At 49.3% G+C, this 16,083-nt stretch carries 15 protein-coding genes and 1 tRNA gene; 10 read left to right on the top strand and 6 right to left on the bottom strand.

The window, feature by feature from the left end; translation table 11 throughout:
* Positions 1 to 55: 55 nt before the first annotated feature.
* From DRJ53_RS01830 to DRJ53_RS01820, 3 genes are all read right to left on the bottom strand, one after another.
* Positions 56 to 2,224, bottom strand: coding sequence for an outer membrane protein assembly factor BamB family protein (locus tag DRJ53_RS01830; RefSeq protein ID WP_114233872.1), 2,169 nt, complete (start codon positions 2,222 to 2,224; stop codon positions 56 to 58).
* 53 nt (positions 2,225 to 2,277) lie between these two features.
* Complete coding sequence (locus DRJ53_RS01825; RefSeq protein WP_241558421.1) at positions 2,278 to 2,967, bottom strand: LysE family translocator; 690 nt, start codon at positions 2,965 to 2,967, stop codon at positions 2,278 to 2,280.
* Between the two features lie 96 nt (positions 2,968 to 3,063).
* Complete coding sequence (locus DRJ53_RS01820; protein WP_114233870.1) at positions 3,064 to 4,119, bottom strand: hypothetical protein; 1,056 nt, start codon at positions 4,117 to 4,119, stop codon at positions 3,064 to 3,066.
* A 192-nt stretch (positions 4,120 to 4,311) separates the two neighbouring features.
* On the opposite strand from DRJ53_RS01820, the gene DRJ53_RS01815 reads away from it, so the two are divergent.
* The 9 genes from DRJ53_RS01815 to DRJ53_RS01775 all read left to right on the top strand — a co-directional run bounded on the left by DRJ53_RS01815 (position 4,312) and on the right by DRJ53_RS01775 (position 12,765).
* Positions 4,312 to 5,091, top strand: a complete 780-nt coding sequence (locus tag DRJ53_RS01815; RefSeq protein WP_114234409.1) for a (Fe-S)-binding protein — start codon at positions 4,312 to 4,314, stop codon at positions 5,089 to 5,091.
* 140 nt (positions 5,092 to 5,231) lie between these two features.
* Entirely contained in the window at positions 5,232 to 5,744 is a 513-nt protein-coding gene (locus DRJ53_RS01810) for a hypothetical protein (protein WP_114233869.1), read from the top strand.
* Positions 5,745 to 5,891: 147 nt separating this feature from the next.
* Complete coding sequence (gene miaB, locus DRJ53_RS01805; RefSeq protein WP_114233868.1) at positions 5,892 to 7,316, top strand: tRNA (N6-isopentenyl adenosine(37)-C2)-methylthiotransferase MiaB; 1,425 nt, start codon at positions 5,892 to 5,894, stop codon at positions 7,314 to 7,316.
* 72 nt (positions 7,317 to 7,388) lie between these two features.
* Complete coding sequence (locus DRJ53_RS01800) at positions 7,389 to 8,630, top strand: sigma-54 interaction domain-containing protein (protein WP_114233867.1); 1,242 nt, start codon at positions 7,389 to 7,391, stop codon at positions 8,628 to 8,630.
* A gap of 65 nt (positions 8,631 to 8,695) precedes the next feature.
* Complete coding sequence (gene lptE / locus DRJ53_RS01795) at positions 8,696 to 9,247, top strand: LPS assembly lipoprotein LptE (protein WP_165929610.1); 552 nt, start codon at positions 8,696 to 8,698, stop codon at positions 9,245 to 9,247.
* Positions 9,248 to 9,432: 185 nt separating this feature from the next.
* Positions 9,433 to 10,347, top strand: a complete 915-nt coding sequence (locus tag DRJ53_RS01790) for a hypothetical protein (protein ID WP_114233865.1) — start codon at positions 9,433 to 9,435, stop codon at positions 10,345 to 10,347.
* Complete coding sequence (secG, locus tag DRJ53_RS01785) at positions 10,344 to 10,697, top strand: preprotein translocase subunit SecG (protein WP_114233864.1); 354 nt, start codon at positions 10,344 to 10,346, stop codon at positions 10,695 to 10,697. The genes DRJ53_RS01790 and secG overlap by 4 nt, the downstream gene beginning before the upstream one ends.
* Before the next feature lie 66 nt (positions 10,698 to 10,763).
* On the top strand, positions 10,764 to 11,816 hold the full coding sequence (gene mltG, locus DRJ53_RS01780) for an endolytic transglycosylase MltG (protein WP_114233863.1): 1,053 nt from the start codon (positions 10,764 to 10,766) through the stop codon (positions 11,814 to 11,816).
* Positions 11,806 to 12,765 (top strand): YihY/virulence factor BrkB family protein, encoded by a 960-nt coding sequence (locus DRJ53_RS01775; RefSeq protein ID WP_114233862.1) that lies wholly within the window; start codon positions 11,806 to 11,808, stop codon positions 12,763 to 12,765. Before mltG ends, DRJ53_RS01775 begins: the two co-directional genes overlap by 11 nt.
* A 141-nt stretch (positions 12,766 to 12,906) precedes the next feature.
* Here DRJ53_RS01775 and DRJ53_RS01770 read toward each other — a convergent pair whose 3' ends face one another.
* Positions 12,907 to 13,518, bottom strand: coding sequence for a TrmH family RNA methyltransferase (locus DRJ53_RS01770; RefSeq protein ID WP_114233861.1), 612 nt, complete (start codon positions 13,516 to 13,518; stop codon positions 12,907 to 12,909).
* An 87-nt stretch (positions 13,519 to 13,605) separates the two neighbouring features.
* Here DRJ53_RS01770 and DRJ53_RS01765 point away from each other — a divergent pair.
* Positions 13,606 to 13,679: transfer RNA gene (locus DRJ53_RS01765), tRNA-Pro, on the top strand.
* Between the two features lie 80 nt (positions 13,680 to 13,759).
* Here DRJ53_RS01765 and DRJ53_RS01760 read toward each other — a convergent pair.
* Both DRJ53_RS01760 and DRJ53_RS01755 read right to left on the bottom strand, forming a co-directional pair.
* Positions 13,760 to 14,170 (bottom strand): response regulator, encoded by a 411-nt coding sequence (locus DRJ53_RS01760; protein WP_114233860.1) that lies wholly within the window; start codon positions 14,168 to 14,170, stop codon positions 13,760 to 13,762.
* Positions 14,170 to 16,074 carry a PAS domain-containing sensor histidine kinase gene (locus DRJ53_RS01755; RefSeq protein ID WP_114233859.1) on the bottom strand — a complete coding sequence of 635 codons (1,905 nt, stop codon included), beginning with the start codon at positions 16,072 to 16,074 and terminating at the stop codon, positions 14,170 to 14,172. Before DRJ53_RS01755 ends, DRJ53_RS01760 begins: the two co-directional genes overlap by 1 nt.
* Positions 16,075 to 16,083: the final 9 nt, after the last annotated feature.

The following is a 16,083-nucleotide window of genomic DNA, read 5'->3' as shown; positions in this document are numbered from 1 at the left end:
AAAATAAGTGGTTAAAATGTGCTCCTAAAAATTAGGCAGCGACCGAGTTGTGCAACTATTGTTCCGGCTTTTGTGGCAGCGCAAATGCTACGTAATAATCGCCTGATTTTGTGCCCAGTTTTCCGCCGCCACAAGCCACTACCACGTACTGCCGGTTGTTGGCCGCATACACAGCAGGCGTGGCAAAAGCAGGTGCCGGCAAAGTAGTTTCCCAAAGCAAACGGCCATTGGTTTTATTGAACACCCGAAACATACTGTCCGGTGTGGCGCCGATAAATAATAGTCCGCCTTTGGTCACCACCGGACCGCCATAGTTTTCCCTGCCGGTACGGATGCCCTGCGCTTTAAACAGCGGATGATCTCCCAAGGTATCGCGCCAAACAAAGTCGCCGGTGTTGAGGTCAATGGCGTTGATGGTACCCCACGGTGGCCTTAATGCATTCAACCCTTCCGGGCTTAGAAATTTGTTGTACCCGGTGGTGCTATAAGGTAACTTCAGGTAGCCATCGCCGTTAGTGCCGGGGCCGGTATATTGTTGCTTGCCTAGCTGCTTTTGTTCCAACACAAATGCAGCGATTGCTTCTTTTTCGGCGGAATGCAAACGGTTGAAGGAAGGCATCATGCGGCGGCCGCTCGATATCAACTGGTGAAATTGAACATTGTTGTATCGCTGGCTCACATTGATCAGCGACGGGTTGGCGCCACTGCCCTTTCGTTCCGGTCCGTGACAGGTCATGCAGTTGGCCTGGTACAATCGTTTGCCCGCCTCCATCTTAGTTTCCACTTTGGCTTGTTCATTTTTCAACGGCACCATCGTTAGTATATAAGCCATTTCATTGGCATTTACATACAGTATTCCTGTTTCCGGGTCTACTGCCGGCCCACCCCATTCGCCGCCGCCGTCAAAGCCCGGAAGGACCACCGTGCCCTGCTCCGATGGCGGCTCAAACAAGCCGCCACTTTTATATGAAGCCAATGCTTTTTTTACCTGCTCAAATGAGGCCGGCGGCAACAGGTGGTTCAGTTCTTCCGGAGTAAATTTTTGCCGCACAAACGGCAATGGTTTTTGGGGCACCGGTTGCGTAGGCGACAGTTCTTCGCCAACAAGCGTTGTATTGATAGGTACCGGCATTTCGCGAATGGGGTAAACAGGCTTGCCGGTTTCACGTTCAAACACAAACACAAAACCCGTTTTGGTAACCTGCGCCACAGCATCGATGGTGCGGCCACCTTTTTTAAGTGTCAGCAACACAGGCGGTGTTGGAAAATCGCGGTCCCAAACATCGTGGTGCACGCCCTGGAAATGCCAGACCTGTTTACCGGTTGCGGCATCCAATGCCAGCACACAGTTTGCGTACAGGTTCGCTCCTTTTCTTTTACCACCATAAAAATCAAACGAGGCCGAGCCGGTGGCGCAAAACAAGAGGCCACGTTGTTCATCGAGGCTGAAGCCGCTCCATACATTGGCGCCGCCAATATTTTTATACGCGGCTGTGTCCTGCCAGGTATCATAGCCCGGCTGGCCCGGCTGCGGAATGGTATGAAAGATCCATTCGCGTTTACCAGTCCGTACATTAAAAGCGCGGATATGGCCCGGTGCTGCGGCAGCGCCTTCATCTACACGGGTGCCCATAATGATCAGATCTTTATAAACAATGCCCGGCGAGGTGGACGTAACAAAAAGCTCAGTTAAATCGCGGTCGAGGCCATCGTGCAGGTCAATCTTTCCATCGGTGCCAAAGTTGGGGATAGGTGTGCCGGTGGCGCCATCAATGCAATACAGGTACGAACCGGCGGTATAAAACAAACGCTTTTCTTTGCCATCCGTCCAATATGCAAGGCCGCGGCTGTTGTTCATGATAAAAAATCCGCGGTCGGCTTTCAATGAATCAAACGGGTTGAACACCCACAACTCCCTGCCCGTAGCGGCATCCAGCGCAAACAATCTGAGTGTTGGCGATGTGCCGTATAAAATACCATCTACCACCAGCGGGTTGCACTGAATTTGCGAACCATTTACCGTGTCGGCATCGCCGCTGCGATACACCCACGCCACCTCCAATTGCGCAGCATTGCTGGTATCAATTTGCGACAGCGATGAATACTGAGTTTTTTCTTTGGAACCACCGTACACACTCCAGGATTGGTTGGATTCATCGGGTGCATCGGCGCAGGAAAAAAGGACAAAGGAAAAAATAAGAAGGGGCAACAATCGAAGAAGCATGTTTCAAGATAAAGATTTATCCCTTTTGCTTTTGAAGCTCGACGCTCCTATCATTAATCCTTCGGTTTATCGTTGTTGTCTTCTTCCTGCAAAATGATGGATTCAAACGGATGCTCTTCTTCTTCGGGGTGATCGATGCGGTGGTCCACATCTTTTTTGCGGGCCATTTTTATGGCTTGAATGATGGCGGTGAGCAAGAAGATGCCGCCAATCACCCAGTTCAAAACATCCTGGTTGCCGGTAATATTATCGGCCACCAGTTTACCACCAAACATGAACACAAAATTGCCGATGAGTGTGCCGATGCCGATGCCGGCAATATAAATGTTGTATTGCGCAGCCTGCGGCTGCAAAATGCCCTTGGTAAACAACACCGTGCTCCAGCCAAACCAAAACGGAATTTGCACCGGGTTAAGTGCACTCATAAAAAGACCCAGCCAAAAGCGGTGCAGCGTGCTGCTGAGGATGATATTCTTTTTTATACTTGGATGCGTGGCCGCATAAAACGAAGAAATAGCCAGTGCCAGAACAATCAGCAGTGTAACCCACTCCAGTGCTCGGAACAGCGCTTTTTGTTTGCGTACCCAATCCATCGCGATGAGCGACAGCCGCACATAAACCACTTCAGCAGTGAGCGAGCCGAGGCCAAAATAAAGAGCAGGCCGCAAGCCATCGGTGATGGCTATTTGCATGATGGCCACGTTGAGTGTGCCCAGGGGCAACGAACCCAAAAAGGAAATCATGAGACCGGTAAAAAAAACACGCAAAAGCCTGGGCATCGATCTAATGGATTGGGGTGCACGAGGGTGCAATATTAAAGTAAAGCAGTATTTAAAAAATTACACCAGAATTTCTCTGTCCAGCGCTTCCAGTTGCTTGCCGTGGCGGCCTGCTTTTTTTAGAAAATGATAGCCTTTCAAAAACGGCCAATACGGGTGCCCGTGCTCGTGGTTGTACTTTGAAATTTCATACAAAGCTTTCCAGTGCTTTTTGATCTCGGTATGCGCCTGGTTTAACGACAAGCCTGCATGGTACACATGGTTGGGCTCGGCGCCGGCGCCATTGAATTCAAGGATTTGAAAAGCTTTTCCCTGCTTCAGCAGATCCACCGACTGGCATTTGATATCGTAACGGCCATAATAAAACTGGGTGCGGTGGCTGAGGTCGTCAAAAAGTTGTTGCAGGCTTTCGTCGATGTGCGCTGTTAGTTGGCTAAACCGTGCACCGCGGTTGAGGTTGGCGGCATAAGCCAGCAGGTATTGTTGGCCTTGCGGCAAAATGGTGTCGAAATTATCAGCATGCTTTGTTTGCATTTCAGCCATGCGGTGCCGTGCAATAGGATGCGCTAAAATGAGTTGGTGCAACGTGTCCCTGCCGTTGCCCACCACTTCCATCAGGTCTTTTTGTATAAAACCGCTAATGGTGCCCCTTTGCTGCGTTGGGTGGCGGTAGTAAAAAATGCTCACTTCCAGCGGCAGCAGCACCAGGTCCTGCACCATGTATTCCAGCGGCATGGCACTGTGGTAGCGGAGCAGTTCAGCTTCGTTATCAATTTTGCGAAACAACAAGCCTTTCAAACCAACATCGGGTTTTACACAAAAAGGGTATTGAAAACCTGCAGCCTGAACCTGTTGCAGCAATTGATCGGCAGGTATGCCCGGTGTAACAAAAAAGGTTTTGGGATAACTGCCTTCGGGCAGCAATGCATACATTTCTTTTTTGCCTTCGCCATCAAAACCGCCAAAAGTGATGGTGGGATTGGACGCGGTAAAAAACCACGGCGAGCCCGCCCGCATACAATAGCCCACCCAATAAGGCATCAGCGCAGCATACCGCAGCGGAAACGGCCATAGCTCCCAGTTGCCCAACTTTTCCCAAAATGTATTCCTACCCATAAAGGGCGGCAAAAATAACCATTATGTGGGCCCAATGTGCATCCGGTTTGGCGGCGGCAATTTCAGTTTCGGCGCTTTGTTTATTTAGAAGCTCATTGATAGGATCATTGTAAAATACGCCGCGCCGTAGCTAATTGACGGATGCTAAACGGGCATGCCTTATTTTTGAAGGCAGAGTTTAAAACAAGCACCATGCAGGTACGGTCAATGGCAGAATTTTTCGCGGCAGGCGAAGTTCCGGAAGTTCTTTTTTGGGTGGGTTGCGCCGGTTCGTTTGATCAGCGGGCACAGCGCATCACCAAGGCTTTTGCCACTATTTTGAACAAGGCGGGTGTGTCGTTTGCCATTTTGGGCAAAGAAGAAATGTGCACCGGCGATCCTGCACGCAGGGCGGGCAACGAGTTCCTGTTTCAGATGATGGCCTACCAAAACATCCAGGTGCTGAATAATTACGAGGTAAAAAAGATCGTAACCACCTGCCCGCATTGCTTTAATATTTTTAAAAACGAATACCCGCAAATTGGTGGCAACTACGAGGTGATGCACCACACCACCTTTTTGCAACAATTGATTGATGCCGGTAAAATAAAACTCACCGACGCCGATGCGTTCAAAGGCAAAAAAATAACCTACCACGACAGCTGTTACCTCGGCCGCGGCAATGGCATTTACGAAGCGCCCCGCAAAGTGCTGGAAGCGCTGGACGCCGAGTTGGTGGAAATGAAACGCTGCCGCAAAAACGGCTTGTGCTGCGGTGCCGGCGGCTCGCAAATGTTTAAAGAAGAAGAACCGGGCACCACCCGCATCAACCTCGAACGCTCCGCCGAAGCCATCGGCACCGGCGCCTCTATTGTAGCGGCGGCTTGTCCATTCTGCAACACCATGCTCACCGACGGCGTCAAAAATGCCGAAAAGGAAGGATCGGTGCAGGTGCTGGATGTGGCGGAATTGGTGGCGGCAGCGATGAAATAAATCAGAAGTCGGAAGTCCGAAGACCGAAGACGTTTCTAACAAATGTAATTGTCGTCGCACTTCCGACTTCTGACTTCCGTCTTTCCTAAAATGCTACTAATCCTGCTCCAAAGCTCCGCGGCACAGGTTACCTTTGCGGCATGAACCTGGAATACAAACATTTACTGCCCCAAGAGTTTGCTGCCGGAAGCCGTGTTTGGATCTACCAATCGAGCCGCCAGCTAACGCTTTCCGAAGCCCTGGCGATGGAGCCGATGATTGAAGATTTTGCCCGCAACTGGCAATCACATGGTGCGCCGGTAAAAGCCTACGCCAACTTGTTTTTTGGCCAGTTCCTGGTGCTTATGGCCGACGAATCTAGTGTGCATGTGGGTGGCTGCAGCACCGACAGTTCGGTACGTTTTGTAAAAGGGCTGGAGCAGCAATTCGGCATTAACTTTTTCGACCGCACCACGCTGGCATTTGCCACCGGCGAAAAAGTGCAGGTGCTGCCCATGAATCAACTGGGCTATGCGTTTGAAAACGGTTTTATCAACAGCGATACATTATACTTCAACAACCTAGTAGCCACCAAAAAGGAACTGGAAGAAGACTGGATCATCCCGGTAAAATCGTCCTGGCTGGCCAAAAGGTTTGGCGTAGCAGCCAAATAAAAAGAATTAAAAAGGCAAAAGTAAAAAGGCAAAATCTGTAGGGCAACTTGCGCTTCGTTTTGACTTTTGAATTTTGTCTTTTTACTTTTTCGCTCCTGACATCCTGTCATTTTCTATTGCTTATCTTTGCCCTCAATTTTAGTGGTTATGTTGGACATTGCTCAAAAAGTACATGATGAATCCCGCCAGGGCGAAGCATTTGCTCCGTTTGCCCTGGATACAAATAGGTACCGCCGGCATTTTTATATCGAAAGCTATGGCTGCCAAATGAACTTCAGCGATAGCGAGATCGTGGCCTCGATTCTCAACGGGGAAGGCTTTGGCGCCACCCGCAATTTGGAAGAAGCCGACCTGATTTTTTTGAACACCTGTTCGATCCGCGAAAAAGCGGAACAGACAGTGCGCAAAAGACTTAAGGAGTTTAAAAAACTAAAAAAAGGCAACCCGGCCCTGCTGGTTGGTGTGTTGGGCTGTATGGCCGAACGCCTGAAAGCAAAATTCCTTGAAGAAGAAAAGCTGGTGGACATTGTGGTGGGCCCCGATGCCTACCGTGCCCTGCCGCAACTCATCGACGAAGCAGACGGCGGACAAAAAGCCATCAACGTGCTCCTGAGCCGCGAAGAAACCTATGCCGATATTTCGCCGGTGCGCCTCAACAGCAACGGCATTACGGCGTTTGTGTCGATCATGCGGGGGTGCAACAATATGTGCTCATTTTGCGTGGTGCCCTTTACCCGCGGCCGAGAACGCAGCCGCAATGCCGACAGCATTTTGGCAGAATGCCGCGACCTGTATGCGCAGGGATATAAAGAAGTTACCCTTCTCGGGCAAAACGTGGACTCCTATTATTTTATACCCGATGCAGACGGCCAGCCGGTAACTTTTGCCCGTTTGCTGGAACTGGTGGCTCTGGTAGCTCCGGACCTGCGGGTTCGGTTCTCCACCTCGCATCCAAAAGACATTACCGATGACGTGCTAGCAACTATGGCCCGCTACGAAAACATCTGCCGATATATTCACCTGCCGCTGCAAAGCGGCTCCACCCGTGTGCTGGGCCTGATGAACCGCAACTACAGCCGCGAATGGTACAAAGCCAAAGTGGACCGCATCCGCGAATACATGCCCGATTGCGGCATTTCGTCGGATATCATTGCGGGCTTTTGCACCGAAACCGAAGAAGACCACCAGGATACGCTGGACCTGATGCAATTTGCCCAATACGACATGAGCTATATGTTTTTTTACAGCGAACGACCCGGAACTTTAGCGCAACGGCGCTACCAGGATGATGTGCCAGAGGCGGTAAAAAAACGCAGGCTGCAGGAAATTGTAGAATTGCAAAACAAGCTTTCATTCGATAGCAATCTAAGGGACATTGGTAAAACATTTAAGGTGCTGATCGAAGGCGATTCGAAACGCAGCGCATTGGATTGGATGGGCCGCAATAGCCAGAACAAAGTGATTGTTTTTCCAAAAGAAGGATTCAACCTGAAACCCGGCGACTACGTACAGGTTCAGGTGGATAGCAGTACCCAGGCTACGTTGCTGGGTAAAATTGTAGCGAACCCTTAATCAGGGCTGCAAGCGATCAGATTTTGTAGGCACAGAAAACAGATAGGATTTACACGAAACAACCAACCAAGAATGGACCTGCAAACCATAAAAAACCGATTTGGAATCATTGGCAACTCTCCTGCGCTGAATTATGCGCTGCAGGTGGCCGTTCAGGTGGCCAACACCGACCTGACTGTGCTGATTGTAGGCGAAAGCGGCGTGGGTAAGGAAGCTTTTTCGCATATCATACATTCGCTTTCGGCCCGCAAGCACAACCCGTTTATTGCCGTCAACTGCGGCGCCATCCCTGAAGGCACCATCGACTCTGAATTATTTGGCCACGAAAAAGGCTCATTTACCGGCGCTGTGGATAGCCGTAAAGGCTATTTTGAAACAGTAAACGGCGGTACCATTTTCCTGGACGAAATTGGCGAAATGCCCCTCGGCACGCAGGCCCGCCTGCTGCGGGTGCTGGAGTCCGGCGAGTTCATCCGCGTGGGTTCTTCGAAAGTGCAAAAAACCGATGTTCGGGTAATTGCCGCCACCAACCGCGACCTGCTGCAACAGGTGGAGCAAAACAAGTTTCGCGAAGACCTTTATTACCGCCTCAACACGGTGCCCATCCGGGTGCCGGCCCTACGCGATCGAAAAGAAGACATCGTTACGCTGTTCCGCAAATTCGCAGTTGATTTTGCCGAACGCTACCGCACAGCACCGGTGCAACTCGATGACGAAGCACGCCAAAGGCTGACCAGCTATCATTTTCCGGGCAACGTACGGGAGCTGAAAAACCTTGCCGAACAGATCTCGGTTTTATCGGTTGACAAACAGGTAAATGCAAAGGCGCTGGAGCGGTTTTTACCCCAAAACAACGGCAGCCGCCTGCCCGTGCTGGCCAGCGCCAGTGGCGGACATCCACCGCATGAATTTGCCAACGAACGGGAAATTTTGTACAAGCTGTTTTTCGATATGAAAAAGGACGTGACCGAACTGAAGCGTCTTTTTTTTGAAGTGGTGCAAAACCCGTCGGCGCTGCAGCAAAACCCCGCCATGATGGCACAGGTGGCCGAGCTGCACCCACACAACGACTTTGCGCCGCCGGTATTAATGCACCATACACCGCAGCCGGCCGCACAGCCCGTGATCCTCAACAACGACATCCACGATCATGAAGAGGTGGAAGAAAGCCTCAACATCATGGACAAAGAAAAAGAGCTGATCATAAAGGCCTTGAAAAAACACAAAGGCAAACGCAAGGATGCCGCCTCCGACCTGGGCATCAGCGAACGAACCCTGTACCGGAAATTGAAAGAATATAACATTGACGAGTAAGGAGGTTTGGGATTCCTTTTTCAAAACCATTTGTAATTTGCCCACTCTATCCCAATGATATTTCAATGAAAAGAACACCCATTCTTTTATTGTTCTTTATGGCCATTGCTGCGCTGTGCGTGGCAACGGTAAACACTGGCTGCGGCGTGTATTCGTTTGCCGACGTGTCGGTGCCGGACAGTGTAAAAACCGTGCGGATCAATTTTATTGAAAACAAAGCCCGCTATGTAAACCCGCAGCTGAGCCCGCAGCTTACCGAGCGGCTGCGCCAAAAAATTGTGAACCAAACCCGACTGACACAAACCAACAACGATAATGTGCACTGGGATGTAACGGGTTATGTGTCGGACTATTCTGTTACCACGTCGGCCATCTCATCGGGGCAGGCTGGCGGAACGGGGCGCAACCAGCAGGCGGCCGTAACCAACCGGCTTACCGTGTCGGTGCACCTGACTGTCAACAACCGGCTCAGTAATACGGCGCAGGAACTGGATGTGAGCCGCAGTTTTGATTTTGATGCCAACCTTTCCCTGCAGGCGGCAGAATCAAGATTGCTCGATGAAATTTTGCGCAACATGACCGACGACCTTTTTAACCGAATGTTTTCGAATTGGTAGGGAGAGACGGGAAAGACGATAGAGACCGAAAAGACAGGAAAGTAAGACTAGTTTTTGCTCCAACAGACTTGTTTGTTAAACGATATAATCTAATACTTTCTTTTCCGTCTTTACTGTCTTTCCCGTCTCTACTGACTTTTCGGACTTTTCCATCTTCCCTCCCCTCTTTCATTTAACTTGCCTGTATGAGCAGCCGCTTTGACCTTTTAGCCACATCGTTGTTACAAAAGCCCTTCGCCGATTGTTCCATTTCGGAATTGCAGCAACTGATTGCCGAACAACCTTACCTGGCGCCTGCGCAATTTTTACTGGCAAAAAAAATGACACAGGATGGCGTTCCCGAAGCAAGGGCGCAAATGCAAAAAGCTGCGCTGTATTATCACCAGCCGCCAGCGTTCGATGCATTTTTGAACCCCACGTTTCCGGAAGCCGAAACTTTTTACGAGGACGAAGAAACAGACATCGAAACCGGCGATGAGCCGCCTTTACCCGAACAATTGAGCCTGCCCGAACAGCCTGCATTTGCGGTAAATGAAAGCGCAGCAACAGAAAAGTCGGTTTTGCCAGAAGTAATGTTGCCTGTTGCTGAACCGCTTGCACCGCAACCACAAGAAATTGCAAATGCGCCGGAAATTGCACCGGAATTAGAGCAGGTTGAAGAAGTAAAACATGAGGCGCCAGCTACTCACCAGCAACAAAACGAACCGGCTACAAGCGATAACACGTTGCCCGCTTTTGAGCCTTATCATACTATCGATTATTTTGCGTCGCAGGGAATTCGCCTGTCGCAGGAAGAAGCCGGCAAAGACAAGATGGGGCGGCAATTGAAAAGTTTTACCGAATGGCTAAAAACCATGAAACGCCTGCCGGCAACCGAGCAGTTGAAAGACCTGGACCCCAACGCCGAGAAAAAAGTAGAGCATATGGCGGCCCATTCGGTGGTGGAATCTGAAATTGTGACCGAAGCAATGGCGGAAGTTTGGATCAAGCAGGGCAACCTCGATAAGGCTGAGGCTGTTTATCATAAATTAAGTTTGTCTAATCCTTCCAAAAGGGCTTATTTTGCAGCCAAACTGGAAAGTTTAAAGAAAAACGTATGACCATTTTATTCCTGATCCTGATTATTCTTGCCTGTGTGGTACTGGCTTTGGTGGTGCTGGTGCAAAATCCCAAAGGCGGTGGCCTGGCCGGAAACATTGCCGGTTTTAGCAACCAGTTTATGGGTGTAAAACAAACCACCGATGTATTGGAAAAAGGCACCTGGATTTTTGCGGCTGTAATTGCCGTACTGTGCATTACTTCCACATTCTTTATCGCAGGCGGCGGTGCCGTTCAGGATCGCCTGGAGAACGTTGGTACCGGCACCTTGCCAATGCGCCAGGGCACTACGCCAAACGCTACCACCCTTCCTGCACCGCAGCAAGCTGCACCTGCAGATACCGGCAAGTAATTTCTAAGCTTATTTATATTGCACCCTGTCTTGCTAGGCAGGGTTTTTTATTTACTTTACTCCATCATGGTCAGGAACTTATTCATTATCGTGGCAATTTTATTGCTGGTAGGCGCTGGTGTGGTTGCCTGGTTTTTTTGGGGGCCGGCTACCGGTTTTTCGGAAAATAAAAAAGCGCTGTACATCGCTACCGATGGCGCTAATAAACAAGCCATTACCGACTCGCTGGTGCGCAACGGGATTGTGAAGTACCCAAAAGCTTTTGACTTTTTAGCGCAGCGGCTGAAGTATTGGAACAACATCAAACCCGGTAAATACGAAATTGAAAAGGGCACCAGCCTCTTCACCATTTTGCGCCGGTTGCGCAACGGGCAGCAAACGCCGGTAAACCTGGTGATCAATAAGCTGCGCACCCCGCAGGATTTAGCTAAACTGGTATCGCGCCGCCTCGAAACCGATTCGGCCGAGATGATGGCGTACCTGCAAAGCGACAGTTTCCGCACCAAGCGATCTATCACTTCGGACCAGGCCCTGGCTTATGTGCTGCCGGATACATACACTTATTTTTGGAACAGCGACCCGGACAAAATTTTTCAAAAATTAGCTGATGCCAACCGCCAGTTTTGGACGGAAGAACGCAAGCAAAAAGCGGCACGCCTGTCGCTAACACCGCTGCAGGTTGCGATCATTGCTTCGATCGTGGATGAGGAATCAAACAAGCTCGATGAAAAAGACACCATCGCTTCGGTGTACATCAACCGGCTGCGTACCGGCATGCCGCTGCAAGCAGATCCAACGGTGCGTTTTGCACTGCAGGATTTTACCATCAAGCGGGTGTATGAAAAACACCTGCAGGTAGGATCGCCATACAATACTTACCGCAATGCAGGACTGCCGCCCGGACCTATTTGCACACCGCAAAAAGCAACGCTTGATGCCGTGCTGGATGCGCCCCAAACCGAGTATGTTTATTTTGTTGCCAGCCCTGAGTTTGACGGCACACACGACTTTAGTGCGACCTATGCAGAGCACATGAAAAAAGCAAAACTGTACCAGGCTGCATTAACGGTGTGGATGCAAAAACAAAAGGATAAACAAGCGCAGGCCAATGCCCAGTAGAAGCGATATAACCCGGCGCATAACAACGTCTACACCGGTAAAGGGCATTATCCGGAAAAGCAAAACTGTTTTTATTCCGGGCTTTGCGGGCCATTCGCTGCACGCCGTGTGGCCGGCTTTTCTGCGGCAATTGAACCGGGCCAACCTGGTGGAACGCACTGCGGCGATTTCGTTCAACGTGTTCATGGCCATTCCGCCCACGCTGATTTTTATTTTCACCCTGGTGCCGCTGCTCCCCATTTCCGATAAGTTTATACAAGAGTTGTTTTCGGTGATCCGCGACATTGTGCCGGGAGAACAAAACAACCGCGTCATCATTGATTTCCTGGCCGATTTTCTCAACAACCCGCGCAACGAATTGCTTTCATTTGGTTTGTTGCTAGCCGTCTTTTTTTCGTCGAACGCCATGATGGGCATATTGCGTTCGTTCGACGAAAACTATGAAGGTTTTTATAAACGCAGCGGTTTGGGCATGCGGCAAACGGCTTTGCAAATGACACTCGTAACATTGCTGCTGGTGTTTATGTCATTGCTGTTGCTGGTGGCACATGAAGCGGTGCTGCAATGGCTGGGTGTGCAAAACCACATGGTGCGGCTGCTAATAGTCAACCTGCGTTGGGTGATTTTAGTGGCGCTAATCTTTTATGTTATTTCCTTTATATACCGGCATGGGCCTGCATTGCACCAAAAATGGCCATTGATCACGCCGGGTTCTGTTTTAGCAACGACACTCGTTATCCTCACAACAATTCTCGTGTCGTATTACATCAATAATTTTAGCAACTACAACAAATTGTATGGTTCAATTTCAGTTGTGTTTATCATCATGTCCCTGATTTACGCCAATGCGTTGGTGATCCTTTTGGGGTTTGAATTAAATGTTACGTTGGCGGCATTGCAACAGAAAAAGCGTAAGGAACAAGAAGCGATTGCTGCAGTAAATGTGTGAGATTAAATAGTCATTTATTCAGCTGGTGGTCTGTGCATTTTCATAAGAAAGTGAGGCGCATTTCGTTGCAAGAATAGAGTGAGTTTTTCTAAAAAACTGCGACGTAGTTTTTATCTTTCCTTTTTTCATATTTACAAAACATTACTCCGTTTCGCCTGTATCCCGCAATCTCGGGTGCATCGTCCAGTCTTGAAATAAATGATCAAATTGTTCGGTGCTGATTTGTTGTTGGTTGTAATGGCCGACAGCACTTTTTTGCCGGAGGGCTTCATATAAACTCACCGCGCAAGCTACGCTGATGTTGAGCGAATGGATCATGCCCATTTGCGGGATGATGAAATTACCGTCGGCCATGCCGCGCAGCGCTTCACTTACCCCTTTTTGTTCGTTGCCAAATACCAGCGCAATGCTTTGCGTAAAATCAATTTCAAACAACGAAACGGCTTCGGAAGAAAGATGCGTGGTGAGCACTTTTTCATACCTGTTTCGAACGGCATTGATGCAGGTTTCCAACTCATCAAACTGGTGCACTTTTACCCATTTGTAAGCACCGCTGCTGCTTCGGTAACCCCAGCGTTCCGCTGGCGGCGCCTGCGTGTTTACCACGTACAGTTCACCGACACCAACAGCATCGGCGGTGCGCATAATGGCCGACACATTGTGCCGGTCAAACACGTTTTCCAAGACCAGGGTGAGCCCTGTTTGCCGCCGTTGCAACACCTGGATAATTTTTTCAGTTCTTGCCTCTGTCATAGGGTGCAAACTAAAATTTTAGCCTGATTGTTTCCATTTTTTCCCTTACATTTGCCACCCCATCGCCAATAAAACGGCGTAAAAGTTCGGGACGTAGCGCAGTCCGGTAGCGTACAAGCATGGGGTGCTTGGGGTCGCTGGTTCGAATCCAGTCGTCCCGACAAAAAAAATCCTTCAACATCTGTTGAAGGATTTTTTTATGCCGCTACAACAACCAAGTTGCAGCAAAATTTATAGGCTTTTATTTCACTGCAATCCTGTTGTGAACAATCCGGTGCAGGTTCTCGATATACGGTCCGTAATCAATAAAGGTTTCGGGCTTTACCAGGTAATCGGCAGCGCCAAGTGCCAGGCATCGATCGATAAAAGTTTTGGTGGAAGATGTTGACGTAATGATCACCGGGATGTGCGCCAGCGCCGGGTTTTCTTTTACTTCTGCAATAATATCATAACCATTCTTGCCCGGCATATTCAAATCAGAAAGAATCAAATCGGGTAAATTACCCGGGTTCGTTTGCAGCCAGTCCATGAGTGCATTGCCGTTGTTCAGCAGAACGATCACATCAAACAACTCCGACTTCCTGAAACTTTCGTTCATAAAAAATTGCTCGTCCTCGTCGTTCTCTACAATGATGATTTTGTATTGCGTCATTATGCAGTCTGCAACACTTCTGGTTGCTCGTTTAAGGTAAAATAAAAAGTAGTGCCTTTGCCTGGTGTAGATTCGGGCCAAATCCTTCCATGATGCCTGTCTACGATTTTTTTGCAGATGGCCAGTCCAATACCGGTGCCGGGGTATGCTTTCTCGGTGCTGAGCCTTTTGAAGATCTCGAATACTTTGTGTAGATCACCTTTTGCAATACCTATGCCATTGTCCGATACGGAAAATTGCACCACGCCGTTTTCGTTCGTGCAGCGGATCTTGATCTGCGGCACCTCGGATACAGTGAACTTTAGCGCATTGCCCACCAGGTTTTGCACCAGTTGCACCAACTGAATTCGGTCGCCGAAAATATAAGGCACTTCGTTTTCGATGGTTATTTGCGCATTGTTTGCCTCAATGGCGGTGCGCAGGTTTTGCAATGCCTGGCTGAACAACTCATTTACATCCACTTCTTCGCACACCATTTCGCCGCGGCTTAATTGCGCATAGTGTAACAGGTTTTGAATAATCTCCCGCATCCGGTTGGCAGCGTTCTGCGATTTTTGCAAATAACCTTTGAGCTCCGCCACTGTTGCATCTTCCAGTTTGATGTCGATCAGTTGTAAAAAACTTTTGATGGTGCGCACAGGTTCCTGCAAGTCGTGCGACACGATGGAGGTAAACTGCTCCAACTCCTGGTTGGCATACGACAGTTCGGCGTTGGCTCTTTTCAATTCATCGGTAAGCATGCGGTAGCGTTCGTAGCTTTCACGCAGTGCCCGTTCTGCCTCTTTTCGTTCGGTAAGGTCGCGGGTAACTTTTGAATAACCGATCAATAGGCCCTGGTTATTGTACACCGCGGTGATCAAGATGTTGGCCCAAAACATACTGCCATCTTTGCGCAGGCGCCAGCCTTCTTCTTCGTATTTGCCTTTGCTGCGGGCCACTTTTAATTCGTAGGCAGGCTTGCCCATGATGATGTCTTCCTCGGTATAAAATATCGAAAAATATTTACCTAAAATTTCATCAGCCGTGTAGCCTTTGATGCGTTTAGCACCTTCGTTCCAACTAATGATGCGGCCTTTTTCATCGAGCATAAAAATGCCGTAATCCAGCACCTGCTCCACCAGCGACCGGTATCGTTCTTCGCTTTGGCGCAGGTGTTCTTCATTTTCTTTGCGGTCTGTCAGGTCGCGGGTAACTTTTGAAAAACCAATATGCTGGTTGTTTTCATTAAACAGCGCAGTGATCACCACGTTGGCCCAAAACACGGACCCGTTCTTTTTTACACGCCAACCTTCCTCTTCGTATTTGCCGGTAGCAATGGCAATCTTCAGTTCCCGTTCAGGCTTTTTATCTTCCAGGTCGGGGGCTGAGTAAAAGGTAGAAAAATGCCGGCCGATGATTTCCTCGCCACTGTATCCTTTGGTGCGTTGGGCACCTTCGTTCCAGGTTAAAATATGCCCTTCGGTATCGAGCATAAAAATGGCATAGTCCTTTACGCCTTCCACCATCAAACGAAACCGCTCCTCGCTTTGGCGCAGCTTTAGTTCCTGTTCTTTTTTCTCCGACTGGTCGCGCAGGCTGCAACAATACCCTTGCATTTCGTTATCATCATTGAACAATGGGCTAATGGCAGTAGTGCACCAAATGCGGCTACCGTTCTTGTTTAGCTTCCACCCTTCTCCCTCAAAGCGGCCTTTTTTCAGGGCCTCGCCCAGTTCGAAAGTGCACTTGTATGCACCCGACAGATTTTGCTCGAGGATGGAAAAAGGTTTTTGCAACAAGTCGATTTCGGAATAACCGGTAAGCTGAATCGCTTTTTGATTCACATAGGTGATATAGCCATCTTGGTCCAAAAGGAGGATGGCTTCAGGCAAATGCTGAAGTACAGATTGACAATTCGGCAACATGGTTAAGGA

The sequence above is a fragment of the Paracnuella aquatica genome (genome assembly GCF_003332885.2).
Taxonomy (GTDB): Bacteria; Bacteroidota; Bacteroidia; order Chitinophagales; family Chitinophagaceae; genus Flavisolibacter; species Flavisolibacter aquaticus.
The sequence above is the reverse complement of the archived record's forward strand: the minus strand, read 5'-3'. Positions and strand labels throughout refer to the sequence as shown.

Bases quoted from the DNA above. Each gene is read 5' to 3' on its own strand.
- DRJ53_RS01830 (WP_114233872.1), bottom strand. From the start codon at position 2,224: ATGCTTCTTCGATTGTTGCCCCTTCTTATTTTTTCCTTTGTCCTTTTT.
- DRJ53_RS01825 (WP_241558421.1), bottom strand. From the start codon at position 2,967: ATGATTTCCTTTTTGGGTTCGTTGCCCCTGGGCACACTCAACGTGGCC.
- DRJ53_RS01820 (WP_114233870.1), bottom strand. From the start codon at position 4,119: ATGGGTAGGAATACATTTTGGGAAAAGTTGGGCAACTGGGAGCTATGG.
- DRJ53_RS01815 (WP_114234409.1), top strand. From the start codon at position 4,312: ATGCAGGTACGGTCAATGGCAGAATTTTTCGCGGCAGGCGAAGTTCCG.
- DRJ53_RS01810 (WP_114233869.1), top strand. From the start codon at position 5,232: ATGAACCTGGAATACAAACATTTACTGCCCCAAGAGTTTGCTGCCGGA.
- miaB (WP_114233868.1), top strand. From the start codon at position 5,892: ATGTTGGACATTGCTCAAAAAGTACATGATGAATCCCGCCAGGGCGAA.
- DRJ53_RS01800 (WP_114233867.1), top strand. From the start codon at position 7,389: ATGGACCTGCAAACCATAAAAAACCGATTTGGAATCATTGGCAACTCT.
- lptE (WP_165929610.1), top strand. From the start codon at position 8,696: ATGAAAAGAACACCCATTCTTTTATTGTTCTTTATGGCCATTGCTGCG.
- DRJ53_RS01790 (WP_114233865.1), top strand. From the start codon at position 9,433: ATGAGCAGCCGCTTTGACCTTTTAGCCACATCGTTGTTACAAAAGCCC.
- secG (WP_114233864.1), top strand. From the start codon at position 10,344: ATGACCATTTTATTCCTGATCCTGATTATTCTTGCCTGTGTGGTACTG.
- mltG (WP_114233863.1), top strand. From the start codon at position 10,764: ATGGTCAGGAACTTATTCATTATCGTGGCAATTTTATTGCTGGTAGGC.
- DRJ53_RS01775 (WP_114233862.1), top strand. From the start codon at position 11,806: ATGCCCAGTAGAAGCGATATAACCCGGCGCATAACAACGTCTACACCG.
- DRJ53_RS01770 (WP_114233861.1), bottom strand. From the start codon at position 13,518: ATGACAGAGGCAAGAACTGAAAAAATTATCCAGGTGTTGCAACGGCGG.
- DRJ53_RS01760 (WP_114233860.1), bottom strand. From the start codon at position 14,170: ATGACGCAATACAAAATCATCATTGTAGAGAACGACGAGGACGAGCAA.
- DRJ53_RS01755 (WP_114233859.1), bottom strand. From the start codon at position 16,074: ATGTTGCCGAATTGTCAATCTGTACTTCAGCATTTGCCTGAAGCCATC.